The organism is Pseudomonas sp. LG1E9 (genome assembly GCF_003290225.1).
GTDB lineage: Bacteria > Pseudomonadota > Gammaproteobacteria > Pseudomonadales > Pseudomonadaceae > Aquipseudomonas > Aquipseudomonas cyclaminis.
Map to the genome: position 1 here is coordinate 4,409,391 of NZ_CP029983.1, position 26,210 is coordinate 4,435,600.

Annotated in this window: 23 protein-coding genes; 9 read left to right on the forward strand and 14 right to left on the reverse strand. The window is 61.5% G+C overall.

The window, feature by feature from the left end:
• Positions 1–26: 26 nt before the first annotated feature.
• From DNK50_RS20035 to DNK50_RS20050, 4 genes are read right to left on the reverse strand one after another with little or no spacing between them, the layout of a single operon-like run.
• Complete coding sequence (locus DNK50_RS20035) at positions 27–518, reverse strand: spore coat U domain-containing protein (RefSeq protein WP_112195999.1); 492 nt, start codon at positions 516–518, stop codon at positions 27–29.
• A complete protein-coding gene (locus DNK50_RS20040; RefSeq protein WP_099586663.1) occupies positions 518–1,060 on the reverse strand; it encodes a spore coat protein U domain-containing protein in 543 nt (180 codons plus the stop codon). The genes DNK50_RS20035 and DNK50_RS20040 overlap by 1 nt, the downstream gene beginning before the upstream one ends.
• 18 nt (positions 1,061–1,078) lie before the next feature.
• On the reverse strand, positions 1,079–1,621 hold the full coding sequence (locus DNK50_RS20045; RefSeq protein ID WP_099586662.1) for a spore coat U domain-containing protein: 543 nt from the start codon (positions 1,619–1,621) through the stop codon (positions 1,079–1,081).
• Positions 1,615–2,106: a spore coat U domain-containing protein gene (locus DNK50_RS20050; protein WP_177411620.1), complete on the reverse strand. Its 492-nt coding sequence runs from the start codon at positions 2,104–2,106 to the stop codon at positions 1,615–1,617. Before DNK50_RS20050 ends, DNK50_RS20045 begins: the two co-directional genes overlap by 7 nt.
• Positions 2,107–2,329: 223 nt before the next feature.
• Between DNK50_RS20050 and zapE the strand changes: the two genes are divergently transcribed.
• Together zapE and DNK50_RS20060 are read left to right on the forward strand one after the other, a co-directional pair.
• Positions 2,330–3,424, forward strand: a complete 1,095-nt coding sequence (zapE, locus tag DNK50_RS20055; RefSeq protein WP_112196001.1) for a cell division protein ZapE — start codon at positions 2,330–2,332, stop codon at positions 3,422–3,424.
• Between the two features lie 39 nt (positions 3,425–3,463).
• Positions 3,464–4,765 carry a protein kinase gene (locus DNK50_RS20060; RefSeq protein ID WP_112196972.1) on the forward strand — a complete coding sequence of 434 codons (1,302 nt, stop codon included), beginning with the start codon at positions 3,464–3,466 and terminating at the stop codon, positions 4,763–4,765.
• A gap of 53 nt (positions 4,766–4,818) precedes the next feature.
• Here DNK50_RS20060 and DNK50_RS20065 read toward each other — a convergent pair whose 3' ends face one another.
• Positions 4,819–5,526 (reverse strand): YebC/PmpR family DNA-binding transcriptional regulator, encoded by a 708-nt coding sequence (locus DNK50_RS20065; RefSeq protein ID WP_099586659.1) that lies wholly within the window; start codon positions 5,524–5,526, stop codon positions 4,819–4,821.
• Positions 5,527–5,625: 99 nt separating this feature from the next.
• Positions 5,626–6,483: a LysR substrate-binding domain-containing protein gene (locus DNK50_RS20070; RefSeq protein ID WP_112196002.1), complete on the reverse strand. Its 858-nt coding sequence runs from the start codon at positions 6,481–6,483 to the stop codon at positions 5,626–5,628.
• 113 nt (positions 6,484–6,596) lie between these two features.
• On the opposite strand from DNK50_RS20070, the gene DNK50_RS20075 reads away from it, so the two are divergent.
• The 3 genes from DNK50_RS20075 to DNK50_RS20085 all read left to right on the forward strand — a co-directional run bounded on the left by DNK50_RS20075 (position 6,597) and on the right by DNK50_RS20085 (position 9,220).
• Complete coding sequence (locus DNK50_RS20075) at positions 6,597–7,724, forward strand: 2-aminoethylphosphonate--pyruvate transaminase (RefSeq protein ID WP_112196003.1); 1,128 nt, start codon at positions 6,597–6,599, stop codon at positions 7,722–7,724.
• Positions 7,721–8,548, forward strand: coding sequence for a phosphonoacetaldehyde hydrolase (phnX, locus tag DNK50_RS20080; RefSeq protein WP_112196004.1), 828 nt, complete (start codon positions 7,721–7,723; stop codon positions 8,546–8,548). The genes DNK50_RS20075 and phnX overlap by 4 nt, the downstream gene beginning before the upstream one ends.
• A 114-nt stretch (positions 8,549–8,662) precedes the next feature.
• Positions 8,663–9,220: a cytochrome b gene (locus tag DNK50_RS20085; RefSeq protein ID WP_112196005.1), complete on the forward strand. Its 558-nt coding sequence runs from the start codon at positions 8,663–8,665 to the stop codon at positions 9,218–9,220.
• Here the strand turns inward: DNK50_RS20085 and DNK50_RS20090 are convergent.
• Both DNK50_RS20090 and DNK50_RS20095 read right to left on the reverse strand, forming a co-directional pair.
• Complete coding sequence (locus tag DNK50_RS20090) at positions 9,210–10,100, reverse strand: 1-aminocyclopropane-1-carboxylate deaminase/D-cysteine desulfhydrase (protein ID WP_112196006.1); 891 nt, start codon at positions 10,098–10,100, stop codon at positions 9,210–9,212. The two genes, DNK50_RS20085 and DNK50_RS20090, sit on opposite strands and share 11 nt — an antisense overlap.
• 57 nt (positions 10,101–10,157) lie before the next feature.
• Positions 10,158–12,197 carry an NADPH-dependent 2,4-dienoyl-CoA reductase gene (locus DNK50_RS20095; protein WP_112196007.1) on the reverse strand — a complete coding sequence of 680 codons (2,040 nt, stop codon included), beginning with the start codon at positions 12,195–12,197 and terminating at the stop codon, positions 10,158–10,160.
• A gap of 212 nt (positions 12,198–12,409) precedes the next feature.
• Here DNK50_RS20095 and DNK50_RS20100 point away from each other — a divergent pair, with 212 nt between their 5' ends.
• Positions 12,410–13,540 carry a carbon-nitrogen hydrolase family protein gene (locus tag DNK50_RS20100; RefSeq protein WP_112196008.1) on the forward strand — a complete coding sequence of 377 codons (1,131 nt, stop codon included), beginning with the start codon at positions 12,410–12,412 and terminating at the stop codon, positions 13,538–13,540.
• Between the two features lie 4 nt (positions 13,541–13,544).
• Positions 13,545–14,579 (forward strand): AraC family transcriptional regulator, encoded by a 1,035-nt coding sequence (locus tag DNK50_RS20105; protein WP_112196009.1) that lies wholly within the window; start codon positions 13,545–13,547, stop codon positions 14,577–14,579.
• 300 nt (positions 14,580–14,879) lie between these two features.
• Here the strand turns inward: DNK50_RS20105 and DNK50_RS20110 are convergent, their stop codons facing one another.
• Positions 14,880–15,356: a MarR family winged helix-turn-helix transcriptional regulator gene (locus DNK50_RS20110; protein ID WP_099586650.1), complete on the reverse strand. Its 477-nt coding sequence runs from the start codon at positions 15,354–15,356 to the stop codon at positions 14,880–14,882.
• Positions 15,357–15,502: 146 nt separating this feature from the next.
• Here DNK50_RS20110 and aceE point away from each other — a divergent pair, with 146 nt between their 5' ends.
• A complete protein-coding gene (aceE, locus tag DNK50_RS20115; RefSeq protein WP_112196010.1) occupies positions 15,503–18,163 on the forward strand; it encodes a pyruvate dehydrogenase (acetyl-transferring), homodimeric type in 2,661 nt (886 codons plus the stop codon).
• A gap of 1 nt (position 18,164) precedes the next feature.
• Here aceE and DNK50_RS20120 read toward each other — a convergent pair whose 3' ends face one another.
• On the reverse strand, positions 18,165–18,950 hold the full coding sequence (locus DNK50_RS20120; RefSeq protein WP_112196011.1) for a DUF2242 domain-containing protein: 786 nt from the start codon (positions 18,948–18,950) through the stop codon (positions 18,165–18,167).
• A gap of 89 nt (positions 18,951–19,039) precedes the next feature.
• Positions 19,040–19,939, reverse strand: a complete 900-nt coding sequence (locus DNK50_RS20125) for a LysR substrate-binding domain-containing protein (RefSeq protein ID WP_112196012.1) — start codon at positions 19,937–19,939, stop codon at positions 19,040–19,042.
• A gap of 119 nt (positions 19,940–20,058) precedes the next feature.
• Between DNK50_RS20125 and DNK50_RS20130 the strand changes: the two genes are divergently transcribed.
• Entirely contained in the window at positions 20,059–21,225 is a 1,167-nt protein-coding gene (locus DNK50_RS20130; RefSeq protein WP_112196013.1) for an MFS transporter, read from the forward strand.
• 61 nt (positions 21,226–21,286) lie between these two features.
• Here DNK50_RS20130 and DNK50_RS20135 read toward each other — a convergent pair whose 3' ends face one another.
• From DNK50_RS20135 to lon, 3 genes are all read right to left on the reverse strand, one after another.
• Positions 21,287–23,161, reverse strand: coding sequence for a SurA N-terminal domain-containing protein (locus DNK50_RS20135; RefSeq protein ID WP_112196014.1), 1,875 nt, complete (start codon positions 23,159–23,161; stop codon positions 21,287–21,289).
• 230 nt (positions 23,162–23,391) lie between these two features.
• On the reverse strand, positions 23,392–23,664 hold the full coding sequence (locus DNK50_RS20140) for an HU family DNA-binding protein (protein ID WP_099586644.1): 273 nt from the start codon (positions 23,662–23,664) through the stop codon (positions 23,392–23,394).
• Positions 23,665–23,813: 149 nt separating this feature from the next.
• Positions 23,814–26,210 (reverse strand): endopeptidase La, encoded by a 2,397-nt coding sequence (lon, locus tag DNK50_RS20145; RefSeq protein ID WP_099586643.1) that lies wholly within the window; start codon positions 26,208–26,210, stop codon positions 23,814–23,816.

Below are 26,210 nucleotides of genomic sequence, written 5' to 3' on the forward strand. Positions count from 1 at the left end.
AAAACCACTCCTTATACCGATAAGCCCTACCACGTCAGTTGCACCTGCAACGTGTCGCTGTACGTCCCCCCAGGCTGATTGCCCGGTAATACCACCCGCCCATAGATCGGCAGGCTGATGGTGTTTGCATCGCTGTAAGTCACGCTGACGCTTTGACTGACCCCCAGGCTCTGGCTGAACGCCGCGTCCCGAAACAGCTGGTACGCCACCCGCGCACTGCCGCTGTTGAGCTGCAAGTTGCGCCCGCTGCTGTTATGCAGGCCGCCGTCGACGCTCATGCTCAACGCCACCCCCGGCGTGCATTGCAGGGTCACACCGCCGGTCAGCGCGGCAGTCACGGTGCTGGTGGCCAGGGCCGAGTAACTGCCGTAATTCAGTGCGCCGTAATTGGCGCTGCCGCCAACGATCAAACAGCCCGGCGTAATCGTCGCGCTCACCTGAAAGTTCTGGCTGGTCACCGCCGACAACGGCAGCGGCACCGCCAGCCCACAGGCCAGCAAGGCGCAAAGCCAGCGCATCAGAACGTCAGTTCAACAGCCACGGTGTCCGAGTACGTGCCCGCCGGCAGCCCGGCCTTGCCCACCGCACGACCATAGAGGTTCACGGTTTGCGCCACGCCGGTGCTGGTGGCGAGGGTGATCACGCCGTCAATCGCCAGCAGCGCCGAGTGGCCGCTGTCGGTGTAGAAGTCGTACGGCACGAAGTTGCCCGCGCCGTCGGCCAGCGCACGGGTGCCCCCGTCAGACGCACCATCATTCGCACCGGCACGCACCTTCACCGCTGGCGTGGTGCCGCTGGAACACAGGATCGACAGCGCGCCCCCGGTGCCGGTGCCGCCGAGCAATTGGGCGTCGGCATTGGTGAAAAGGCTGTTGGTGGTACCGAAGTTCAGGCTACCGAAGTTGAGGCCGGTGGCCGCTCCGGAACCGTTGACCTGGCAACTGGCAATCAGTGTCAGGCTGGAGGTGATCTGGCCGGTCACCGTGGTGGCCGCATTCAGGCTGGAGGCCATCGCCAGACCCAGTGCGCAAACGCCGAGTCGAGATACACGTGCATGCATGATCGTCATCCTTTTGATTTACCAGTCCAATGTCACCGTCAAAGTGTCGGTATAGGTTCCTGCCGGGAGGGCCGTGGTATTGGCCACCACGGCGCCCCACACCGGGATGGTCATTTGCGTGCCGTTGGTGGCTACAAAACTGCGTTGCTGGCCGATGGTGTAAGGGATACGCCCCAGCGGGTCGGCCATCAGTTGATAAGGGATGGTCTGGCGGCCGTTGCTCAGGCGCCGGGTGGTGCCGACGGCATTGGTGCCGCCGTCGATGGTCACGGTGAAACTGGCGACCGTCGGGTTGCACGAGACGGTCAGCGGCGCATTACTGCCGTCCGAAACACCCGCCGCCAAGGGATTGCTCCACGTCGGCCCCTGGCTGCCGAAGTCCAGCATGGCCGTGCCGCCCGTCGGGCTGACCGGGGCGATTTCGTTACCCTTGCTCACTTCGCAACTGGCGGTGATCACCATGCGCGCCTGGATAAACCCGCTGGCCACCGCCGCGCGGGCATCTTCGGCCAGCAGCAACAAGCCACCCATGGCCACCAGGGTCCAGCCCCGGCTCACCATGTGACCGTGACCTTGAGCAGGTCGGTGTAACGACCGACCGCGGGGATGTCTTTTAGCGGTTCGATCCGACCATACAGTGGCAGGTCGACGGAACCGGAGTCCGGCACACGGCCGCTCAGCGGCACATTCACCGGCAAGGGGATGCGCCGCGCGGCGTCGGCATAAATGCGATAAGGAATGGGCCTGCCGGAGGGGATGCCCGTGCTCAGGTAACGCACTTCGCCGGTGCCGCCGTTCAGGCCGCCATCGACGCGCATCTGGTACGGGGTGTCGGGGTTGCATTCCAGGCGCGGCTGGCGCTGGCTGATCAGCGCCGCACTCAAGGGCCCGGCCGGGTCATCCAGACGCGGGCCGCTGCCGAAATCCAACACGCCCAGTTGCTCGATGCCAGCGCTGCGGGTGGTGCCCACCAACTGGCAGCCGCGCTGCACGTCGATGCGCACCATCACTTGCAGTTGCGCTGCGTAAACCGTGCTGCAGAGCATTGCGCCCATCACTGTCAATACTGCTCGTCCCTTCACTGCCCCAAATCCTTATACAGGGGTGACTGCTGTGTAGAAGGGTAGTCACTGAGGAAGAATCTGCCAGTCTGGACAGGATTTCCTGCATTCCATGCCTTTTCGAGATGGCTGGCCGCGCCCTTGTGCATTGGTCAAATCGCGGCGAGCGCCCTAAAGTAAGCGACTTCGACACACAGAGTGACTTCCATTGGCCGTGCTTGCCTTGATCCGTCGTTTGCTCGGTAAACCCACCGATGGCCACGACGACTCGCCCATCCAGACGTTCTTTGACACCAAAGCCCGGCAACAGGGCTACACCCTCAGCGCCGGCCAGGCCCAGGCAATCGCCGCCATGGCCCGCGCAACCCGGCACCTGCTCGCCGGCCAACCCACCCGCAGCCTGTACCTGCACGGTCCGGTAGGTCGCGGCAAAAGCTGGCTGCTGGACGGTTTCTTCCAGGCGCTGCCCATAACCGAGAAGCAGCGCGTGCACTTTCATGAATTCTTCGCCCGGTTGCACCGAGGCATGTTCACCCACCAGCAGGCCGACGATGCGCTGGGCGTGACCCTGGATGAACTGCTCGATGGCTGTCGCGTGCTGTGTTTCGACGAGTTCCATGTGCACGATATCGGCGATGCGATGCTCATCACGCGGCTGTTCAAGGCGCTGTTCCAAAGGGGCGTGCTGGTGCTGGTCACCTCCAACTATGCGCCCGAAGGGCTGTTGCCCAACCCGCTGTACCACGAACGGTTCAAGCCGGTGATCGACTTGATCGCCACACGCATGGAAGTGCTGGAAGTCAGCTCGCCCCAGGATTTTCGCAGCCTGCCCCAGGCCCATGCCGTGCAGCGTTTTACCACCGGTCGGTACGTGTGGCCGGGCACATCGGCCCAGCGAATTGCGCTCGGCCTGCCTGCCACCGATGGCCCGGCGCAGCACCTGACAGTGGGCAACCGACAACTCATCTGCCGCCAGCATCACGCCCGCACCATCACCTTCACCTTCAGCGACCTCTGTGAACAGCTGACCGCCGTGATGGACTACCTGCTGCTGTGCGAGGATTTCGATCACTGGATCATCGACGGCCTGCCGCACCTGGCCGAGTGCCCGATCGCCGTGCAGCAACGGTTTATCAACCTGGTGGACGTGCTCTACGACAAGGACAAGCACCTGATCCTGATCGGCGAACACACGCTGCAGCAGGCGATGAGCGGCCAGGCCATCGACCTGGCGCGCACCGCCAGCCGCCTGAACCAACTGCAACAAGCCAGCCCGCAACCCATCCACGACCCGGTATCATGAGCGCCATTCACGCCCCTTTACCGAGTGACCGCGCCGTTTATGAATACCCTCGCCCAACTCAAGGCCGGCCAGTTGGCCGGCATTACGCGCCTGGACCTGTCCTGCGGGCTCACCGAATTCCCTGAAGAAATCTTCGGGCTGGCCGACTCCCTGGAAGTTCTCAACCTCAGCGGTAACGCCCTGAGCTGCCTACCCGACGACCTCCACCGCCTGCCACACCTACGTGTGCTGTTCTGCTCGGACAACGCCTTTACCGAACTGCCGGAATGCCTGGGCCAATGCGCAAAGTTGAGCATGATCGGCTTCAAGGCCAACCAGATCAGCCACGTGCCTGCCGCCGCTCTGCCGCCGTTGCTGCGCTGGCTGATCCTCACCGACAACCGCATCAGCCAATTGCCTGACGCATTGGGCGAGCGTCCACTGCTGCAAAAACTGATGCTGGCCGGCAACCAGCTCGCGGCCCTGCCGGAAAGCCTGGCCAATTGTCACAACCTCGAATTGCTTCGCATCGCGTCCAACTGCCTGACCCGCCTGCCGCAATGGTTGTTAGCCCTGCCAAGCCTGACCTGGCTGGCCTATGCCGGTAACCCCGTGGAAATGGCCGTGGAGGTGACGGCAGACGTCGCAACACCGGCTATTGCGTGGACAGACCTGGAATTGGGCGAAGTGCTGGGCGAAGGCGCCTCGGGGGTGATCCGCAAGGCCCTGTGGAAAGCACAAGCCAAGCCGGTTGCCGTCAAACTCTACAAAGGCACCATCACCAGCGACGGCTCGCCGCTGCACGAAATGCAGGCCTGCATTGCCGCCGGCCTGCACCCCAACCTGATCAAGATCGAGGGCCGCGTGGTCGACCACCCGGACGAACAGGCCGCCCTGGTGATGGACCTGATCGAGCCCAGCTACCGCAACCTCGCCGCCCTGCCGAGCCTGGCGTCGTGCACTCGCGACATCTACGCACCAACCGCTCGTTTCAGTGCCGATGTGGCCTTGCGCATGGCACGGGGCATCGCCTCGGTGGCGGCACATTTACACCGGCACGGCATCACCCATGGCGACTTGTACGGCCACAATATTCTGTGGAATGACGCAGGGGATTGTCTGCTCGGGGATTTTGGCGCGGCGTCGTTCCATGCCAAGGCCGATACCTTGGAGACACGGGCGTTGCAGCGAATTGAAGTGCGGGCGTTCGGGGTGTTGCTGGGAGAGTTGTTGGAGCGGGTTGAGGGTGGGGCAAGCGGTGAACTGTTGGAACTGCAAAGAAGATGCTGTCAGCCGGATGTGTTGGCGCGACCGAACTTCGAAGAAATCGAGGCCTTGCTGACAGCCAGCCAGCACCCCTGAACATTGAGGGAGGGGGTTTGCCCCCTCCCACAGTTGTCCAGCGATAAGTCCAATCAGCCAGCCAGGCCGACGAACATATCCTGCACGTCATCATGGTTGTCCAGGCCTTCCAGGAACGCCTCGACCTCAGCCATCTGCTCATCGCTCAACCCGCTCACCGGGTTTTTCGCGATGTAGCCCAGCTTGGCCGACAGCACGGTGAAACCCTGCTCCGGCAACGCTTTCTGTACCGCGTCCAGGTCGGTGGTTTCGGTGATGAACAGGGTGGTGCCCTCTTCTTCGCCGTCTTCAAAGTCCTGGGCACCGGCTTCAATCGCGGCCATTTCCGGATCGGCGTCCGGGGTATCCGGGGAGGCTTCGATCAGGCCGACATGGTTGAAGTCCCAGGCGACCGAGCCCGAAGCACCCAGTTGGCCCTTGCGGAACGCCACGCGGATTTCCGCCACGGTGCGGTTGATGTTGTCGGTCACGCACTCGACGATCAACGGCACCTGGTGCGGGGCAAACCCCTCGTAGGTCACGCGGTGGTATTGCACGGTTTCACCGAGCAGACCGGCGCCCTTCTTGATCGCGCGGTCCAGGGTTTCCTTGGGCATCGAGGCCTTCTTGGCCTGCTCCACCACCAGACGCAAGTGAGCGTTGGTCGCGGTGTCGGCGCCGTTGCGGGCGGCGATGGTGATTTCTTTCACCAGCTTGCCGAAGATCTTGCCCTTGGCATTGGATGCCGCTTCTTTATGTTTGACTTTCCACTGTGCGCCCATGACTCACTCTCTGATATCCATAGCGCCGAGACGTCTACTGGCCGGCGCTTTGGGGGCAGAGTTTATAGCGCGAGAACGCATCGTTCCACCAAAAAACCCTCAGGGCGCCAACTCGAAAAACGCCTGAATCAAACGCAACGACCGGCGTCGCTCCATGCAGCCGAGCATGTGCCGGTTCAGCAACCCGTCGCCCTGGATCGGCACCGCGCGCACCCGCGGGTCCTGGCTGACCTCCATCGACGACACCACGCCCACACCCAACTCGGCGGCGACGGCCTCGGTTACCGCCTCGCGGCTGTCCAGTTCCAGCAACACCTTGGGCTGAACCTCGGCAGCCAGGCACGCATCGTCGAAGGTACGACGGGTGATGGAGTTGGGCTCACGCAGCACCATGATCACTTCGTGCAATTGCTTGAGCGCAATGCCCTCGGCCTGCGTCGCCCACGGATGCCCGGCCGGCACCAGCGCGCAAATGCGTGACTCGCTCAAAGGTTGCAAATGCACGCCATTGCGCGGTTCCACTTCAGTCAGCACCGCCACATCCGCATGCTCGGACAGCAAGGCCGCGAGGGTTTCCTGGGCATTGCCCAGGCGCAGGTTGACCGTGATGCCGGGGTAGCGCGCACGCAGGCTGGCGATCATCGGCATGACCAGGTGCGGACCGTCCGCCGCCACTTCCAGGCGGCCGGTGAGCAATTGCCGATTGGCCTCCAACAGCGCCTGCGCTTCGTCCACCAGGCCGAAGATCGCCCGGGTGATCGCCGCCAGGCGTGCGCCCTCCTCGGTCAATTCCACCCGCCGTGCCGTACGGCGCAACAGGGGAATCTGGTAGTACTCCTCCAGCGCCTTGATATGCCCGGTCACCGCCGGCTGGCTGATAAACAGCCGCGCCGCAGCTCGGGTAAAGCTGCCTTCGCGGGCTACCGCATCGAATGCGCGCAATTGAAACAGGTTCATGGTTATCGGCCTCACTGATAGCTCGCATAACAACAAACAATTTGATTGATAACAAGCCAAACTGCAATTTAGGCCCCGTAGCTTCACACCCCGATGCCTTGCGAGAACTTGCGATGAACACTGCCGCGCCGATCCTGCTGACCCCTGGCCCCCTGACCACATCCAGCCGCACCCGTCAGGCAATGCTCGTGGACTGGGGTTCATGGGATGACCGTTTCAACCAACTCACCGCCAGCGTCTGCACGCGACTGCTGGCAATCCTCAACGGCGCGGACAGCCATCACTGCGTGCCTTTGCAAGGCAGCGGAACGTTTGCCGTCGAAGCGGCCATCGGCACCCTGGTTCCACGCAACGGCAAGGTACTGGTGCTGATCAACGGCGCCTACGGCAAGCGCCTGGCGAAGATCTGCGAAGTGCTGGGCCGCGACTTCAGCACCTTTGAAACCGCTGAAAATGAACCCACCACTGCCGCCGATGTGGACCGTTTGCTCCAAGCCGACAAGGGCATCACCCACGTCGCCTTGATCCACTGCGAAACCAGCACGGGCATTCTCAATCCATTACCGGAGATCGCCCAGGTCGTCAAAAACCACGGCAAACGCCTGATCATCGACGCCATGAGTTCCTTCGGCGCATTGCCCATTGATGCTCGCGACGTGCCGTTTGAAGCCTTGATCGCCGCCTCGGGCAAATGCCTGGAAGGCGTGCCCGGCATGGGTTTTGTCTTCGCCGAGAAGCAGGCACTGGCCGCCGCCCAAGGCAACTGCCATTCCCTGGCGATGGACCTGTTCGACCAGCACAGCTACAGGGTCAAGACCGGCCAATGGCGCTTCACCCCGCCGACCCACGTGGTCGCCGCCCTGCACGAGGCGCTGCTGCAGTATCAGGAAGAAGGCGGCCTGCCTGCTCGAAACCAACGCTACACCGACAACTGCCAGGCGCTGCTGGACGGCATGGCCAAGCTCGGTCTGCGCAGCTTCCTGCCGGCTGCCATCCAGGCGCCGATCATCGTCACCTTCCACGCCCCGCAAGACCCGCACTACCAGTTCAAGGACTTCTACGAACGGGTCAAGGCCAAGGGCTTCATCTTGTACCCCGGCAAATTGACCCAGGTGGAGACCTTCCGCGTCGGCTGCATCGGTCACGTCGACGCCGCCGACATGGGCGCCGCCGTCAGTGCAATCGCTGAGGCTTTGCAGGCCATGGGCATCACCCTTACATCCATTGGAGCGCCCGCATGAACTATCAAAACCCCAACACCCTCCAGGCCGTGATCCTCGATTGGGCCGGCACCGTGGTCGACTTCGGCTCCTTCGCGCCAACCCAGATTTTTGTCGAGGCCTTTGCCGAGTTCGACGTGCAAGTCTCTATCGAAGAGGCCCGCGGCCCGATGGGCATGGGCAAGTGGGACCACATCCGCACCCTCTGCGACCAGCCGCAAGTTGCCGAGCGTTACCACAAGGCGTTCGGCCGTACGCCCACTGACGACGACGTCACCGCCATCTACCAACGCTTCATGCCGTTGCAGATCGAGAAGATCGCCGAACACTCGGCGCTGATTCCTGGCGCCCTCGACACCCTTGCGCAACTGCGCAAGCAAAGCATCAGGATCGGCTCCTGCTCCGGCTATCCCAAGCAGGTAATGGACAAGGTCGTCGCCCTGGCTGCCACCAATGGCTACGTCGCCGACCATGTCGTCGCCACCGACGAAGTGCCCAACGGCCGCCCTTGGCCAGCCCAGGCCCTGGCCAACGTGATTGCACTGGGGATTGACGATGTAGCAGCGTGCGTGAAGGTCGACGACACCGTGCCCGGCATCCTTGAAGGGCGTCGCGCCGGGATGTGGACCGTCGCGCTGACCTGCTCCGGCAACGCCCTGGGCCTGACCCATGAACAGTTCCAAGCCCTGGATGCCACCACCCTGGCCAGCGAACGCACGCGCATCGAAGCGATGTTCGAAGGCTCGCGCCCGCATTACCTGATCGACACCATCACCGACCTGCCGGCAGTGATCGCCGATATCAACCAGCGCCTGGCACGCGGTGAAATGCCGCAAAGCCACTGATAGAGGTCAACACAACGGCATTCGCGTAGGGCAAATCGTTCAAAACAGGCATAGAGTAAAAGGACTCCGTCGCCAAAGAACGGAGGCTTGCCCTGATGAACGAGGAACCCAGCGATGCCGTGGAAAAATTCCGATACGCGCTACAGCACTATGTCGATTGCGCTGCACTGGTTGATGGTGGTGCTGCTGGCGGTGGTCTACGCCTGCATAGAGTTACGCGGCCAGTTCCCCAAAGGCAGCGGCGCCCGCACGCTGATCGTCGAGATGCACTTTATGTTCGGTCTCACGGTGTTTGTGCTGGTGTGGCTGCGCCTGTTTGCGCGCAGCCTGGGGGTAGCGCCGAAGATCCTACCGGCACCGCCGCAATGGCAACGCCTGCTGGCCACCCTGATGCACGCCGCGCTGTACGCCCTGATGATCGGCATGCCGATTGCGGGCTGGCTGATCGTCAGCGCGGAGGGGCATTCGGTGATGTTCTATGGCATGGAATTGCCGCCGCTGATTGGCGAGAACAAGGCCCTGGCCAAAGAGATTGAAAGCTGGCACGTGCTGTTCGGCAAGATCGGCTACTGGCTGATCGGGCTGCATGCCGTGGCGGGGATCTTTCATCATTATGTGATGCGCGATAACACGGCGCTGCGGATGATGCCGGGTAAGCGCGCTAGTCTGTAAACCCTCGCCGGCCTTGCAGGCCGCCGGTGTGCACGAAGATCAGGCGAGTGCCGGGCGCGATGTGGCCGGCCTCGATCTGCTGTTTCAAGGCCAGTAGTGCCTTGCCGGTGTAGAGCGGTTCCAGCGGCACGCCGCAGGCTTGTTGCGTGGCCTCGATAAAGTCGAGCAACAACGGGTCGACCTTGGCAAAGCCGCCCCGGCTGGCGTCCAGCAAGTGATAGCCGCCCGCCACCAGGGCACTCACGTTTTGCGCCACACCATGACCATCCGGCACGGCCAGTGCGCCGTACACCGGATGGGCGCCCGCCTCTGCCAGCACCAAACCCGCCAGCGTGGTGCCGGTGCCCGCTGCCAGCCACCACCCGTCGTAATCGGCCCAGCCCAGCTTGCTCAATTGCGCACGGGCCTGCTCGACCAGCACCCCGCAGCCCATTGCGCCGGCCAAACCGCCGCCGCCTTCCGGCACGGGATACAGCTGGGGATATTGCTCACGCCAAGGCAACCAGAAACCCGGTTCATTGCGCGCGCGATAACCACCGTAACCGAGCCAATGCAGCTGCATACCGAACGCCTGCAAATCCTGGACGGTAGGCGTGTCTTGCGGATGGCCGCGCAGCAGGCCGACGGTGGCAAAGCCAAAACGCTTGCCCGCCGCCGCCAGTGCGTGCAGATGGTTGGAGTAGGCACCGCCGAGGCTGATAACGCCGCTGGCCCCGGCCCGTTGCGCCTGGGCCAGGTGTTCGGTGAGCTTGAACCACTTGTTGCCGCTGATCAGCGGGTCGATGCGGTCCAGGCGCAGCACGGCCAACTCGACGCCGTTCAGCCAATCCAGCGCCAAAGGTTCAAGGGGTGCATAGGGAAGCCAATCGAAGGGGCCCATCGGACGGGAACTGTATGAAAAACGGGGCGGTAGTCTAACACCGCCCCGCTCGGGGTTTTACAGCTCGGCGGCGAGGCGCGAGCCCTGGTTGATGGCACGCTTGGCATCCAGCTCGGCCGCCACGTCAGCACCGCCGATCAGGTGCACGTTCTGGCCGGCAGCGACGAGGCCGTCGTGCAATTCGCGCAACGGGTCCTGGCCGGCGCAGATGACGATGTTGTCCACCGCTAACAGCTTTGGCTCACCTTCGGCGCCGATGCGGATATGCAGCCCGTCATCGTCGATCTTCAGGTACTCGACACTGTTGAGCATCTGTACCTGCTTGTTCTTCAAGCCGGTGCGGTGAATCCAACCGGTGGTTTTGCCCAGGCCGTCGCCGACCTTGGAGGCCTTGCGTTGCAGCAGGAATACCTCACGCGCCGGCGCATGCCGCTCGGGTTTGATCCCGGCCACGCCGCCACGGGCTTGCAGTTGAGTGTCGATGCCCCACTCCTTCCAGAACGCTTCGCGATCCAGGCTGGTGGACACGCCCTGGTGGACGAGGAATTCGGATACGTCAAAACCAATACCGCCGGCGCCGATCACCGCGACGCGCTTGCCCACTGGCTTGCGTTCGAGTATCACGTCCAGGTAGCTCAGCACCTTGGCATTGTCCACGCCGGGAATCGCCGGGGTACGCGGTGCGATGCCGGTGGCGAGGATGATCTCGTCGTAGCCGCCAGCCGCCAGTTGCGCCACATCCACACGGGTGTTGAGGCACAGCTCAACGTGGGTAGTCTGCAGCTTGCGCTTGAAGTAGCGCAGGGTTTCGAAGAACTCTTCCTTGCCCGGCACACGCTTGGCGATGTTGAACTGGCCGCCGATCTCGCTGGCCGAATCGAACAGCGTCACCTGGTGACCGCGCTCAGCCGCCACCGTGGCCGCAGCCAGACCCGCCGGGCCGGCGCCGACCACCGCAATCTTCTTGATCTGCTTGACCGGCAGGTAATTGAGCTCCGTCTCATAGCACGCGCGGGGGTTGACCAGGCAGGTGGTCAGCTTGCCGCCGAAGGTGTGGTCCAGGCAGGCCTGGTTGCAGCCGATGCAGGTGTTGATTTCATCGGCGCGGCCGGCGGCGGCTTTGTTGACGAACTCCGGGTCGGCAAGGAACGGCCGCGCCATCGAGACCATGTCCGCATCGCCTTCGGCGAGGATCTGCTCGGCGATTTCCGGGGTGTTGATGCGGTTGGTGGTGATCAACGGGATCTGCACCGCACCGCGCAACTTGGCCGTGACTTTGCTGAACGCACCGCGTGGCACTTTGGTGGCGATGGTCGGGATACGCGCTTCATGCCAGCCGATCCCGGTATTGATAAGGGTCGCACCGGCCTGCTCGATGGCCTTGGCCAACTGCACGATTTCTTCCCAGGTGCTGCCGCCTTCCACCAGGTCGAGCATCGACAAACGGAAGATGATGATGAACTTCGGGCCGACCGCTTCGCGAACACGGCGCACGATTTCCACGGCGAGGCGCATGCGGTTTTCGTAGCTGCCACCCCAACGATCGGTGCGGTGGTTGGTGTGGGCGGCGAGGAACTGGTTAATGAAATAACCTTCGGAGCCCATGATTTCCACGCCGTCGTACTCGGCGACCTGAGCCAGCAGCGAGCAGGTGACAAAATCCTGGATCTGCTTTTCGATGCCCTCTTCGTCCAACTCCTTGGGTTTGAACGGGTTGATCGGCGCCTGGATCGCGCTGGGCGCGACCTGCTTGGGGCTGTAGGCATAACGCCCGGCGTGGAGGATCTGCATGCAGATCTTGCCGCCCGCCTCGTGCACCGCGTGGGTGACGATCTTGTGCTTTTGTGCTTCTTCGTCGGTGGTCAGCTTGGCCGCACCAGCGTACACGCCGCCTTCATCATTCGGGCCAATCCCGCCGGTGACCATCAGGCCCACGCCGCCACGGGCGCGCTCGGCAAAATAAGCGGCCATGCGTTCGAAACCACCGGGTTTTTCTTCCAGGCCGGTGTGCATCGAGCCCATCAGGGTACGGTTGCGCAGCGTGGTAAAACCCAGGTCCAACGGGGCCAGCAGGTGCGGGTAGGCAGCAGCGGTCATGGTACAGCTCCACAACGGATCATCACGGGACGTGGAAGGCTCGAATGGCCTGCCATCGATTTATGTCCCACAGACTAAGAGGCCATCCCCTACCGCTCAATGACCGAAACTCACAACTTATTGATCCAAATGCACAGCGCCCCTTGGCAAGTCTCTGCAGGGGCCCTACCCTAGTCAGCGAACCCTGCACCCGGTCTGTTGTCTGTTCCCCCATGCGTAAACTTCTAGCTTTTACCGTCACCCTGGCCCTGGTTGCCGCCATCGCCGCCTATCTGGTCTGGACCCAGGAGCGCCCCGTGGCGCATTACCTGTCGGACCTGCGCAGCACCGTCGCCGTCAACGAAGGCCAGCCTGCCGATCGCGGCAACCTGCTGGGCATCCAGCCGGAGCTGTTCCCCGCCGACTACCAGAGCCTGGAACGCCTGCACCTGAAGCTCGCGGCCTACCTGCAAAACGCCCGTGACCAAGGCCTGATCAACGACAAGACCATCGTGGTGTTACCTGAACACATCGGCACCTGGCTGATGCTCACTGGCGAGAAAAACGAGGTGTACCAGGCGCTGCATGTGAAGGACGCGATGCATTGGCTGTCGATCAGCAATCCGCTGCAGTTCCTGCGAGCCTGGATCAGCGCCACCGGCGATGACCGCACCAACGACGCCTACCTGCGCATGAAAGCCCCGGCCATGGCGCGTGACTACCAGGTGCTGTTCGGCGGCCTGGCCAAGGAGTTCGGGGTCACGGTGGTGGCCGGCTCCATCGCCCTGCCCAACCCGAGTGTGAGCCAGGGGCAACTCCAGGTCGGCCATGGTGCGCTGTACAACGCCAGCGTGGTGTTTGCAGCGGATGGCTTGCCCGTCGGCGATCTGCAACGCCAGCTCTACCCGATCTACGACGAGCGCGGCTTTATCGAGCCCGGTGATGAAAATGTCATCAGCGTGGTCGACACCCCAGCCGGGCGCCTCGGCGTGCTGGTGGGCAGTGACAGTTGGTACCCGGACAACTACCGCAAGCTTAACGAACAAGGCGCGCAGCTGATCGCGGTGCCAGCCTTTGTGCTCGGCCGCGACACCTGGGAACGTCCATGGCGCGGTTTTAAAAGTGTCTCCACACCCCAGGAAATCAGCCTCAAGCCCGAGGAACTCAGCGAAGGCGAAGCGTGGCGCCGCCTGACCTTGATCAGCCAGCAACCGATCAGCCAGGCCAGCGCCGGCATGAGCGTATTCCTGCGCGGGCAGTTCTGGGACCTGGGCACTGCCGGGCAAAGCTTCCTCAGCCACAACGGGCAGATCAGCGCCGACGGCGACGCCCGTGGCGCGCGCTTGCTGAATATCTGGCTGTAACGCGGTGAAGCCGGTGCGCCTGGGGGATCTGTCGGTAGGCTTCGTACATACCCTGGCCGATGCGATCCACAGCCACGGCCTGGATCCGCAGCCGCTATTGCTGCAATACGGCCTCGACCCGGCGCGCCTCGCCGAAGCCGGCGCGCGCTTGTCGATCCCACGTTATATGCGCCTGGGCCATGCGGCCATCCAACTGACCGGCAACCCTGGATTGGGTTTGCGCATGGGTCAACTCAGCCGCATGAGCCAGGCGGGCCTGGCCGGCGTCACCGCCGCCCAGGCGCCCAACGTCCGCGAAGCCGCCCGCACACTGACACGCTTTGAGCCGCTGTATGGCGCCAACTATCGCGGGCAATCGAGTTTTCACGAGGATGCCGAAGGCGCCTGGCTGCGTTTTTATTCCATCAGCCCCTACAACGCCTACAACCGCTTTGTGGTGGACTCGATCATTTCCAGCTGGCTGCATCAACTCGCCAGCCTGGCTCAACAACCGCTGCAGGCGCAACGCATCGAGATCGAGTTTGACGCCCCCGACTACAGCGAGCAGTACAGCCAATTGGGCGCGAGCCCGGTGCACTTCGGCGCCGAAGCCAACCAAGTGCGCCTGAGTCAATCGACCCTGAGCCTGCGCAACCCCCAGCATTGCCCGAGTACCTGGCAACTGCTACTGCAACTGTGTGAAAGGGAATTGGAGCAGTTGACCCGCACCCGCAGCCTGCGCGAGCGCATTACGCGGTTGCTCGGGCCGATGCTCAATGGCGGTCGGGAACCCGACCTGGAAGAAGTGGCGGCACGCTTGAAGCTGCCAACCTGGACACTGCGCCGAAAACTGGCCGAAGAAGGCACTCAGTTCCGGGCGATTCTCAACGATACCCGCCGCGACCTGGCCATGACCTACATTCGCGATACGGAACTGGCGTTCGGCGAGATCGCCTACTTGCTCGGTTTTGCCTCAGCCCAAGCGTTCCAGCGGGCCTTCAGGCGGTGGAACAACCAGACCCCAGGGGAATTTCGCCGCAGTCAGCGGCATTCCGCCTGACGTCGGTCTTACAGCTCTGTTGCGTCGTCTGCTGGTTCCAGCGGGTCCAGCTCAATCGCGTGGTACTCAAGCAGTTCTTCCTGGTAATCGTCCATAGTGGGCTCCTTGTCTTGAATTAAAAGCGGCTGCCAGTAAATGACCTGCACAGCCAGCCTAAAGTGCCGTCATGACGAAAAAATGTCGACGTCATGACGTTCCTGCACTCCAGGATTAAACGTAGCAGCGTTATTCGGATTTAGCACTGAGGTGTTGAGGCGCGATTGCCATCGGGGGCAAGCCCCCTCCCACACTGGATCTGCATTACGTTTCGGACTTACCTCGGCCACGGGTTTGAACACCCGCCTCCATCGCCATTCCAGCGGCGCGCTCCAATGCATCTGCAAACCCCTGGCGCTGCTCCGGTTCGATCTGCGACAGGAACAATTCGTCCACCGTACTTTCGTAGATCTTCCACATTTTTTTGCGCAACGCTCGGCCGGCATCGGTGATCGACGCAAATGCCGCGCGGCCATCGCCGTCGGAGCGCGAACGCACCACCAGGCCGTCCTTTTCCAGGCGGTCTACCAGGCGCGTGAGGTTATAGCGCTCAATAGCGAGCACATCGGCCAGTTCGTGCATGCGGCGGGTGCCATCGGGGCCGCTTTCCAGGCCCCACAAGGCGTCATACCAGGCATACGGCGGCAGGTCCGCTGCGGCCAGCCGGCGCTCGATTTCACGGATGACCGTCCTGTGGGCCCTGACAAAACGGAACCATACATCGGGCTCTTTCGACGACATGCAACACCATCCGGTGGATTTCAAGAAGGTTGCAATAGTAGCTCATGCCGCGCTAAATTCGCCCATGTAGTTGCAATTGCAACCACTTTTGGCGGCGCTCCCACAAGGAGCCCGCCACTTGAAATCCGCCTATCCTGGAGCCTCACATGACCCCGAATAACGCAGTCGGACGCGACGCAGATCCACAGGAAACCCGCGAGTGGCTGGAGTCCATCGAGTCGGTGCTGTCCGCCGAAGGCCGCCCGCGTGCCCATTACCTGATCGATCAGCTGCTGGACTTCGACGTAGCGCGGCATGGCGACTTCTACGGGCGGGTGACCACGCCTTACGTCAATACCATCGCGGTGGATCGCCAGTTGCCCTACCCCGGCAACCTGGCCATCGAACGCCGCACCAATGCGTTTATCCGTTGGAACGCCATGGCCATGGTGCTGCGCGCAGGCAAACACTCCGGGGTAGGTGGGCATATTGCTACTTATGCGTCAGCCGCTGTGCTGTATGACGTCGGTTTCGACCACTTCTTCCGTGGCCGCACCGACAGCTTCGACGGCGACCTGGTGTACATTCAGGGACACTCGTCGCCGGGCATCTACGGCCGCGCCTACCTCGAAGGCCGCATCAGCGAAGCACAGCTGGACAACTTCCGCCGCGAAGCCGGTGGCGAAGGTATTTCGTCCTACCCACACCCACGCCTGATGCCAGACTTCTGGCAATTTCCCACTGTTTCCATGGGGCTCGGGCCGATTACGGCGGCCTATCAGGCGCGCTTTATGCGCTACCTGGAGTTTCGTGACCTCAAGCAACACCAGGGCCGCAAGGTGTGGGCATTTCTCGGTGATGGCGAGATGGACCAACCGGAATCCCTGGCTGCTATCTCCCTGGCCGGCCGCGAGAAGCTCGACAACCTGATCTTCGTGGTCAACTGCAACCTGCAACGCCTGGATGGCCCGGTACGCGGCAATGCCAAGGTAATCCAGGAGTTCGAAAGCCTGTACCGCGCCGCCGGCTGGAATGTGATCAAAGTGATCTGGGGCGGCGGCTGGGATGCATTGCTGGAAAAGGACACAAGCGGTCTGTTGCGCCAACGCATGATGGAATGCGTGGACGGTGACTATCAGAACTACAAATCCCAGAACGGCGCCTACGTGCGCGAACACTTTTTCGGCAAATACCCGGAGTTGCTGGCACTGGTTGCGGACCTGTCCGATGACGATATCTGGAAACTCTCACGGGGCGGCCATGACCCGGACAAGGTCTACAACGCCTATGCCGCCGCCGTGCGTCACAGTGGCCAACCCACGGTGATCCTGGCAAAAACGGTAAAGGGCTTTGGCATGGGCGAAGCCGGCGAAGGCCAGAACATCAACCATCAGTTGAAGAAGATGGGCGCCGATGCCGTCAAAGCCTTCCGCGACCGCTTCGGCCTGGAAGTGCCGGACGAGCAACTTGCTGATATCCCGTACCTCAAGCCCCCTGCCGACAGCGAAGAAGCCCGCTACTTCGCCGCACGGCGCCAGGCCCTGGGTGGGTATGTACCCGCGCGCCACACTGCGGTCGAATCGTTGCAGATCCCCGAGCTGAGCGCCTTCGCCACTCAACTCAAGGACACTGGTGAGCGCGCGATTTCCACCACCATGGCCTTCGTGCGCATCCTCGGCACCCTGCTCAAGGACCCACACCTGGGCAAGCTGATCGTGCCTATCGTGCCCGACGAGTCGCGCACCTTCGGCATGGAAAGCCTGTTCCGTCAGATCGGCATCCACTCCGCCGTCGGCCAGCTCTACACCCCGCAGGACTCCGGCCAGTTGAGCTATTACAAGGAGAGCAAGGACGGACAGATCATGCAGGAAGGCCTGAATGAGTCCGGCGCGATTTCCTCGTGGATCGCGGCCAGTACGTCCTACAGCAACCACGGCCTGATGACCGTGCCGTTCTATATCTTCTATTCGATGTTCGGTTTCCAGCGCGTCGGCGACCTGGCCTGGGCAGCAGGCGATGCACGGGCACGCGGTTTCCTGCTGGGCGCCACCGCCGGACGCACCACGCTGATGGGCGAAGGCTTGCAGCATGACGACGGACATAGCCATATCCTCTCGTCGGTGATTCCGTGCTGCATCTCCTATGACCCGACCTTTGCCTACGAACTGGCGGTAATTATTCGCGAGGGCATGCGGCGCATGTACGTCGAGCAGGAAGACATTTACTACTACATCACCCTGCTCAACGAAAACTACCAGCACCCGGCGATGCCCGAGGGCGTGGAAAGCGGCATTCTCAAGGGCATGTACCTGCTCAGCGCCAGCCCTCAGGCACAGGTACAACTGATGGGCAGTGGCTCGATCCTGCGAGAAGTGATCGCCGCCGCTGAACTGCTGGCCAACGACTTCGGCGTGCACAGCGATGTGTGGAGTGTGACCAGCCTCACCGAGTTGCGCCGTGACGGGCATGCGGCCGAACGCTGGAACCTGCTGCACCCGGAAAGTGAGCCGCGCGTGAGTTATGCCGAGCAATGCCTGGCCGGGCAAACGGGACCAGTGGTGGTGGCGACGGACTACATGAAACTGTTCGCCGATCAGATTCGTCCGTTCGTGCCGGGGCGGCGCTTTATCGCGTTGGGCACCGATGGTTTCGGGCAATCGGACACCCGGGAAACACTACGGGAGTTTTTTGAGGTGGACCGGTATTTCGTCGCGCTGGCAGCCTTGAAGGCACTGGCCGATGACAACGTGATCGGTCGCGATAAAGTCAGTGAGGCGATCAAGCGCTACGGGATCAACGTCGACAAGGCCGACCCCGTAGCAGTCTGATCTACTGCGCAGGCGTCGGCAGGGGCGGAATGGCTTCGGTCGGTGCCGGCAGGTCCGGATGGGTCGGTGCTGGCGTTGGCGTCGGTGCCGGCTCTTCCTGCGGCGCAATGGGCGCAGGCTCTGCCGGTGGTGCCACCGGTTCCGACGCAGCAGGCTCTTCCTTTGGCACCTCGACCTTCTCGACCAGCGGTGCCGCTTTGGGCTCCGGCACACCCAGGTCAGCCTTGGGCTGCTCGGGAATATGCTCGGCCTTCTTCACTTCCTGGGGCAGGAACACGTCCACCAGCGCAAAGTAACGCTCGTAGAACTTCGGCGCGGACACCGTCTCACTGGCCACCTTGACCATCGAGTCATCGGTGGAGCCGATCGGCATCGACACCGATCCCAGTACGCCCACACCCAGGCTCGCGGAGTTGTTGACCTTCTTCAGCGCGTAACGGTCCTGCAGGGCGTTGGCGAACATCGTCGAATGGTTGGTGCCTTTGCCATCATCGGCACACACCACGTTGAAGCTGATCTGCAGATGGGTTTCGCCGGTCTGCTGGAAGCTTTTGTTACCGACGACGACCTTGGGATCGCTGCTGGTGATGATGTAGCCCTGGCTCAGCAAGGCACGCCGCGCCGCTTCGCACGCCGCGGCATCACTGACCGGGTAATCCCTGGAAAACGTGCCGGAGTCGTCGAAACTCTCATGTTCATAAATAGCGGGTTTGGGTGACGAGCAGCCCGCGGCGCCCGCCAACACCAGCGCCAGCCCGAGGCTACGCAAGTGAAATGATGTCGACATCGATAATCCTGAAGAAAACAGTCCGGGCGGTATTGTGCAACAGAACGAGGCCTTGGCGCGCACATTCCTGTCGGTAAAACGTCACAGGGCTACAGCATGGCGACTGTAGGAAAAAGCCCTGCGCACATATGATCTATAAACACGCGCAACTTGGCCGAAGCATGGCGACTTGATGGCCACAACATCCAGAAACTGCCACGGTGCTCCAGATAATCATCCAGCACCCGTTGCAGTCGTCCCTCGCGCACCGCCTGGTTGACCATGTAGTCAGGCAGGCAAGCAATCCCCAGCCCTTCGTGGACCACATGGTTGAGCGACTCGATAGTGGTGCTGGCCAGCGAAGTGCGCAACGTCAGTTCGCCAGCACCGGGCTCCAGGCGCAACGGCCAGGGTTCCAGCTTACCGGTGGCGCAGAACTTGTGACGCAGGCAGGCGTGTCCATTTAAATGCTCGGGTTGTTGCGGCGTGCCGTGCTGCACGAAGTACGCCGGCGTGCCCACCAGCACCAGTTGGTAATGCCCCAGATGACGGGCCATCAAGCGCGAATCTTCCGGCTTGCCGGTACGAATTACCGCATCGAACCCTTCCTCGATCACGTCCACCATGCGGTCAGAAAAATCCACATCCAGCTCGATATCCGGGTACGCACGCATGAAGTCACTGAGCACCGGCATCAGCAGGCCGCGCACTTGTGGCACGCTGATGCGCAACTTGCCCCGAGGCGTCGCACTGGCTTCGGTCAACTCGCGCTCCGCCGCTTCGACTTCGGCCAGAATCCGCCGTGAACGCTCAAGGAACAGCGCGCCCTCTCCCGTCAGGGTGATGCTGCGTGTACTGCGATGAAACAGCCGCACACCCAGACGCTCTTCCATCCGCGCAATGCTTTTGCCCACGGCCGAAGACGACACACCCAATACCCGTCCGGCGACGGTAAAGCTGCGGGTCTCTGCCACCTGCACAAATACCGACAGGCTGCCCAAACTGTCCATGATCCTGCCTCAGCTGATTACGGACATCCACGTCCGATAAGTTCGGAACCTTAGCCTGTTTTTCCATCGGTCACAGCCCCCTACTCTGCTGGCTTGCCCTTTCGCATGGAAACAGCGCTATGAGCTCTAACGCTTCACTGGCTGATGCCGCCGCCACAGCCCGACACGAATCCCTGCCTTTGGGCGGCCTGCTGGCCCTGGCCTCGGCGGGATTCATCACCATCCTCACCGAAGCCATGCCCGCCGGGCTGCTACCGCAGATGGGCGAAGGTCTCGGCGTGTCGCCAGCACTGGTTGGCCAACTGGTCACCCTCTACGCCCTTGGATCGTTATTGGCAGCCATCCCACTCACGCTGCTGACCCGAGGTTGGCGCAGACGCCCGCTGCTGCTGATCGCCATCGGCGGCTTTGCCTTGGTCAACAGCGTAACGGCCTTCTCCAGCCACTATGGGCTGACGCTGGTGGCGCGTTTTTTTGCCGGGGTGTTTGCCGGGCTGCTTTGGGCGCTACTGGCGGGTTACGCCAGCAGAATGGTCGCGCCGCATTTGCAAGGCCGGGCAATCGCCGTGGCAATGCTCGGCGCACCACTGGCCTTGTCCCTGGGCGTGCCAGCGGGAACCTGGCTCGGTGCGGCCGTTGGCTGGCGACTGAGCTTTGCGATCATGACCGGCCTCACGCTGGTGCTGCTGATATGGGCTCGCTGGCAACTGCCCGACTTCGCGGGTCAACCGACGGGCAAGCGCCTGGGATTACGCCAAGTACTTGCATTGCCCGGCATCCGCCCTGTGTTGTGGGTGACCTTTACCTACGTCTTGGCCCACAACATTCTCTATACCTACATCGCCCCATTGCTGGTGCCCGCCGCACTTGCCACCGACATCGACCGGGTGCTGCTGGTGTTTGGCCTCGCCGCGCTGCTGAGCATCTGGCTGACCGGGGTATTGATTGACCGGTGGCTGCGCACACTGCTGCTGATCAGTTGCGCATTGTTTGGCCTGATCGGCTTGGCGCTGGTGTTCTGGATCGACGTGCCGGTGGCGGTCTACATCGCTGTCGCGTTATGGGGCCTCGCGTTCGGCGGTCTGCCGGCTTTGCTGCAAACAGCGCTGGCCAAATCAGCAGGGGAATCGGCGGATGCCGCGCAGTCGATGCTGGTGACCGTGTGGAACCTGGGAATTGCTGGCGGCGGCCTGATAGGCGGACTCCTGCTGCAGCGCTGGGGCGTCAGTGCGTTCCCGTGGGCGGTGGTGGGATTGATGCTCCTGGCCGTGGCCAAGCACCGATAAAACAGTGGACATAAAAAACCCCCGGTCTTTTCAGGCCGGGGGTTTTTTATTCAAACCGCCATCAGAACTTCTTGATGTCAGCCTGGGTTTCCAACTGCTTGCGGTACGCCGCGAAGTCTTGCTGGCCGACACGGGAAGCGAGGTATTGGCGGTATTGCGCCTTTTCTTCGTCCGATGGGGCTGCAGCTTCATTCACACCGTTCAAGCGCACGATCGCCAGGCTACCGTCAGCCAGGGTCACGGTGGTGAAGGTCGGCTTGTCCTTGGCCGCAGGCTTAGGCATGCGGAACAGGGCTTGCAGCACGGCAGGATCAATCGCTTCCGCACTGCGGCTAGCCGCTTCAGTGACTTTCCACGCCTGGCCGTCAACCGGTTGGTTCAGCGGCGTCTTGCCATCACGCAGGCTGGCGATCAGCTCGTCAGCGTGAGTCTTGGCAGCCGCGCTGGCGCGCTCCTTGGCCATCTGGGTGCGGATTGCCGCGGCAACGCTTTCCAGCGGCAGTTGCGCCGGTTTGCGGTGCTCTTTGGCACGCAGCACGATGATGGTTTCCGGGTCCAGCTCAATGGCGGTGCTGTTGGCACCTTCATCCAGCACTTCCGGGCTGAACGCTGCGGTGACCACGGCACGGTTGGCCGCAACACCTTCGCCACCTTCACGGCCAAACGGCGCGGAGGTGTGCACGGTCAGCTTCAGGTCGGAGGCAGGTTGAGCCAGGTCCGACGCTTCGAATGCCGCATCTTCCAATTGCTTGGTCGCTTCGACAAAACGCTGTTCAACCTGCTGTGCCTTGAGCTCGCGGGTCAGCTTGTCTTTCAGGCTGGCGAACGATGGCACTTCAGGCGCCTCAACGCCCAGCAACTTGATCAGATGCAAACCGAAGGTAGTGCGCACTGGCGCCGACACCTGGTCTTGCTTCAAGCCGTACAGCGCGGTTTCGAAGTCCGGGTCATAAACGCCAGGGCCGGCAAAGCCGAGGTCACCGCCATTGTTGGCCGAACCTGGGTCCTGGGAGAACTCCTTGGCCAGGGCTTCGAACTTCTCACCCTTGGCCAGGCGCGCCTGGATGTCTTCGATCTTGGCCTTGGCTTGCGCCTCGGTGACCTTGTCATTGACTTCAATCAGGATGTGCGCGGCACGACGCTGTTCAGCGAGGTTGGCGGTTTCCTTCTCGTAGGCAGCCTGCAGCTCATCGTCCTTGACGTTGACCTGGTCGAAGAAGGAAGACTTCTTCAATTCCAGATAGTCGATGACCACCTGGTCCGGGGTCATGAACTCTTTGGCGTGCTGGTCGTAGTAAGCCTTGACCTCGTCGTCGGTGAGTTTCACCGCCGCAGGGTTGGCCTTGATGTTGACGGTGGCGAAATCGCGGGTCTGTTTTTCCAGACGGGCGAATGCGAGCACTTCGGCATCGGTGACGAAACCGCTGCCGGCAATGCCTGCGCGAACCTGGCCGATCAGCATTTCCTGGGTCATCATCTGACGGAACTGCAGACGGCTGTAGCCCAACTGACGGATCACCTGGTCAAAGCGTTCGGCGCTGAACTTGCCGTCGACCTGGAATTCCGGCGTTTGCAGGATCACTTGGTCCAATGCAGCTTCAGAGAAACCGAATTTGGAATCGGCGGCGCCTTGCAGCAGCAGCTTGCGATCGATCAGGCCTTTGAGGGCCGCTTCGCGCAGCAGTTTTTCGTCCAGCAGCGAAGCATCGAAATCCTTGCCCAACTGTTGCATCAGCTGGCGACGTTGCATGTCGACGGCCTGGCTCAGCTCGGTCTGGGTGATTTCTTCACCGTTGACCTTGGCCACGTCCTGCTTGTTATTACCCGAAGCCTGGAAAATGGCCTCGATACCGGTGAACGCCATCAATGCGACGATGATCCCGATAATGGTCTTGGCAATCCAGCCTTGTGAATTGTCCCTGATATTTTGCAGCATGCGTCCCCCAGAAACGGTCGAACTTCAAAAATTGGCAACCGTGGAGCGTGGGTAGAGTCCGGATAGAAGAAAGGCGCATCCGAGGATGCGCCTTCTCGTAACTGGCGGAGCGGACGGGGGGTTGAACCTGCACCCCCGGCGTGGCGACCCAATGGATAGGTGGGTCAGCTGCCGCTCCGCTGCCAGGCCAGACCTGCGTCCGACCCGGGTAGCAAAGGCTTGATCGAAGCTTAGTTGACGGCTTCTTTCAGGGCTTTACCGGCTTTGAAACCTGGTTTCTTGGCAGCAGCGATTTCCAGTGCTTTGCCAGTCTGTGGGTTGCGGCCAGTGCGAGCTGGGCGGTCAGTCACAGAGAAAGTACCGAAGCCTACCAGTACCACGGAGTCGCCGGCCTTCAGAGCGCCAGTGACGGATTCGATTACTGCATCCAGCGCACGGCCAGCAGCAGCTTTCGGGATATCAGCGGATGCAGCGATAGCATCAATCAGTTCCGACTTGTTCACTCTAAGTCCCCTTATATATCTATTGAGTATGATTCTAAGTTTTTTGGTAAACAGCAAAAATCAGTGCTGAATGGCCTACAGACACTTAAGAGCCGCTTTATAACAAGGGCTCTAAAAAGCTGTCAAGGAAGCCACCAGGCTTATTCACATTAATGCGTGCTAATTCTTTCCTTGGAATCAGACTCTCGTTTTTCGTCCTTGGCAACTATCTCCGGGGCCACATCCGGCAAGGGCTCCGGCGCGTATTGCAGCGCAATTTGCAGGACCTCGTCAATCCATTTAACCGGTTTAATCTGAAGATCCTGCTTGATGTTGTCAGGAATTTCCTTCAAGTCGCGAACATTCTCTTCAGGAATGATCACGGTCTTGATACCACCCCGATGTGCGGCAAGCAATTTCTCTTTCAGACCACCGATCGCCAATACTTGACCACGCAGGGTGATTTCCCCCGTCATGGCCACATCGGCACGCACCGGAATGCCGGTCAATGCCGACACCAGCGCCGTGCACATGCCTACGCCAGCGCTAGGGCCGTCTTTAGGCGTCGCCCCTTCCGGCATGTGGATGTGGGTGTCGTGCTTCTCGTGGAAGTCCAGGGGAATCCCCAGGCTCCTGGCGCGGCTGCGCACCACGGTCTGCGCGGCGGTGATGGATTCGACCATCACGTCACCCAGGGAACCGGTCTTGATCAATTGGCCTTTACCCGGAATCACCGCGGCTTCGATGGTCAGCAACTCGCCGCCCACCTGGGTCCACGCCAGGCCAGTCACCTGCCCTACCTGATCCTGCTGCTCGGCCAGGCCGTAGCGGAATTTCTTGACGCCCAGGAAGTGCTCCAGGGAGTCGGCCACGACCTTCACCGAGAAGCGTTTTTCCAGCGCGTGCTCTTTGACCGCCTTGCGGCAAATCTTCGCGATCTGGCGCTCAAGGCCCCGTACACCGGCCTCGCGGGTGTAGTAACGCACGATGTCGCGGATCGCTTCGATGTCAAATTCGATCTCGCCCTTCTTCAGGCCATTGGCCGAAATCTGCTTGGGCGCGAGGTATTTGACCGCGATATTGATCTTCTCGTCTTCGGTGTAGCCCGGCAGACGAATCACCTCCATCCGGTCCAGCAAGGCCGGTGGAATGTTCATGGAATTGGAGGTGCACAGGAACATTACGTCGGACAAGTCGTAGTCGACTTCCAGGTAATGGTCGTTGAAGTTGTGATTTTGTTCAGGGTCGAGCACTTCCAGCAACGCCGATGCCGGATCGCCACGCATGTCGCTGCCCATTTTGTCGATTTCATCGAGCAGGAACAGCGGGTTGCGCACTCCCACTTTTGTCATCTTTTGAATCAATCTTCCTGGCATCGAACCGATGTAAGTCCGGCGATGACCACGGATTTCCGCCTCGTCACGCACACCGCCGAGGGCCATGCGTACGAATTTGCGGTTGGTGGCACTGGCAATCGACTCGGCCAGGGAGGTTTTACCGACCCCAGGAGGACCAACCAGGCACAACACCGGACCACGAATTTTCTTCACACGCTTTTGCACGGCGAGGTATTCGAGGATCCGTTCTTTGACTTCTTCGAGGCCATAGTGATCGGCGTCGAGAATTTCTTCGGCACGGGTCAGGTCCAGACGCACCTTGGTCTGAGCCTTCCACGGCACCTGCACCAGCCAGTCAATGTACGAACGCACCACAGTGGCTTCAGCGGACATCGGCGACATCTGCTTGAGCTTGTTCAGCTCGGCATTGGCCTTGGTCAGGGCGTCTTTCGGCAGCCCGGCGGCATCGATGCGCTTTTTCAGCTCTTCGATTTCGTTGTGGCCATCCTCGCTGTCGCCGAGCTCTTTCTGAATGGCCTTCATCTGCTCATTCAGGTAGTACTCGCGCTGGCTGCGCTCCATTTGCTTCTTCACACGACCACGGATGCGCTTTTCAACCTGCAACAGGTCGATCTCCGCATCCAGCAACGCCAGCACGTGTTCAACACGGGCCGACAGCTCGATGATTTCGAGGATGTCTTGCTTCTGCTCGATCTTCAGCGCCATGTGCGCGGCCATGGTGTCGACCAGGCGGCTTGGCTCATCAATGCTGTTGAGGGAAGACAGGACTTCAGCCGGGACTTTCTTGCCCAACTGCACATACTGCTCGAACTGCGAGAGCAGGCTGCGTACAAAAACCTCGGATTCGCGCTCAGGGGCTTCGACTTCGTCGATCAGCGCCACTTCGGCGCGCAGGTGACCATCCACCTCCATGAAACGCTCCACCGCCCCACGTTGCTCGCCTTCCACCAGCACCTTGACGGTGCCATCAGGCAGTTTCAGCAGTTGCAGAACAGTGGCAATGGTACCGACGCGATACAGGGCGTCTTCGCCTGGATCATCATCAGCAGGATTTCTCTGGGCCAACAGCAGGATCTGCTTGTCGCCCGTCATCGCTGCCTCAAGGGCTTCGATAGACTTCTCGCGCCCCACGAACAGCGGGATAACCATGTGCGGATAGACGACGACATCACGCAACGGCAGGAGAGGCAATTCAATGGTTGTCTTCAT

What these genes read in the sequence shown, in the direction of transcription:
- DNK50_RS20035 (WP_112195999.1), bottom strand. Translation starts at nt 518, where the DNA reads ATGCGCTGGCTTTGCGCCTTGCTGGCCTGTGGGCTGGCGGTGCCGCTG.
- DNK50_RS20040 (WP_099586663.1), bottom strand. Translation starts at nt 1,060, where the DNA reads ATGCATGCACGTGTATCTCGACTCGGCGTTTGCGCACTGGGTCTGGCG.
- DNK50_RS20045 (WP_099586662.1), bottom strand. Translation starts at nt 1,621, where the DNA reads ATGGTGAGCCGGGGCTGGACCCTGGTGGCCATGGGTGGCTTGTTGCTG.
- DNK50_RS20050 (WP_177411620.1), bottom strand. Translation starts at nt 2,106, where the DNA reads ATGCTCTGCAGCACGGTTTACGCAGCGCAACTGCAAGTGATGGTGCGC.
- DNK50_RS20060 (WP_112196972.1), top strand. Translation starts at nt 3,464, where the DNA reads ATGAATACCCTCGCCCAACTCAAGGCCGGCCAGTTGGCCGGCATTACG.
- DNK50_RS20065 (WP_099586659.1), bottom strand. Translation starts at nt 5,526, where the DNA reads ATGGGCGCACAGTGGAAAGTCAAACATAAAGAAGCGGCATCCAATGCC.
- DNK50_RS20070 (WP_112196002.1), bottom strand. Translation starts at nt 6,483, where the DNA reads ATGAACCTGTTTCAATTGCGCGCATTCGATGCGGTAGCCCGCGAAGGC.
- DNK50_RS20075 (WP_112196003.1), top strand. Translation starts at nt 6,597, where the DNA reads ATGAACACTGCCGCGCCGATCCTGCTGACCCCTGGCCCCCTGACCACA.
- phnX (WP_112196004.1), top strand. Translation starts at nt 7,721, where the DNA reads ATGAACTATCAAAACCCCAACACCCTCCAGGCCGTGATCCTCGATTGG.
- DNK50_RS20085 (WP_112196005.1), top strand. Translation starts at nt 8,663, where the DNA reads ATGCCGTGGAAAAATTCCGATACGCGCTACAGCACTATGTCGATTGCG.
- DNK50_RS20090 (WP_112196006.1), bottom strand. Translation starts at nt 10,100, where the DNA reads ATGGGCCCCTTCGATTGGCTTCCCTATGCACCCCTTGAACCTTTGGCG.
- DNK50_RS20095 (WP_112196007.1), bottom strand. Translation starts at nt 12,197, where the DNA reads ATGACCGCTGCTGCCTACCCGCACCTGCTGGCCCCGTTGGACCTGGGT.
- DNK50_RS20100 (WP_112196008.1), top strand. Translation starts at nt 12,410, where the DNA reads ATGCGTAAACTTCTAGCTTTTACCGTCACCCTGGCCCTGGTTGCCGCC.
- DNK50_RS20110 (WP_099586650.1), bottom strand. Translation starts at nt 15,356, where the DNA reads ATGTCGTCGAAAGAGCCCGATGTATGGTTCCGTTTTGTCAGGGCCCAC.
- aceE (WP_112196010.1), top strand. Translation starts at nt 15,503, where the DNA reads ATGACCCCGAATAACGCAGTCGGACGCGACGCAGATCCACAGGAAACC.
- DNK50_RS20120 (WP_112196011.1), bottom strand. Translation starts at nt 18,950, where the DNA reads ATGTCGACATCATTTCACTTGCGTAGCCTCGGGCTGGCGCTGGTGTTG.
- DNK50_RS20125 (WP_112196012.1), bottom strand. Translation starts at nt 19,939, where the DNA reads ATGGACAGTTTGGGCAGCCTGTCGGTATTTGTGCAGGTGGCAGAGACC.
- DNK50_RS20130 (WP_112196013.1), top strand. Translation starts at nt 20,059, where the DNA reads ATGAGCTCTAACGCTTCACTGGCTGATGCCGCCGCCACAGCCCGACAC.
- DNK50_RS20135 (WP_112196014.1), bottom strand. Translation starts at nt 23,161, where the DNA reads ATGCTGCAAAATATCAGGGACAATTCACAAGGCTGGATTGCCAAGACC.
- lon (WP_099586643.1), bottom strand. Translation starts at nt 26,210, where the DNA reads ATGAAGACAACCATTGAATTGCCTCTCCTGCCGTTGCGTGATGTCGTC.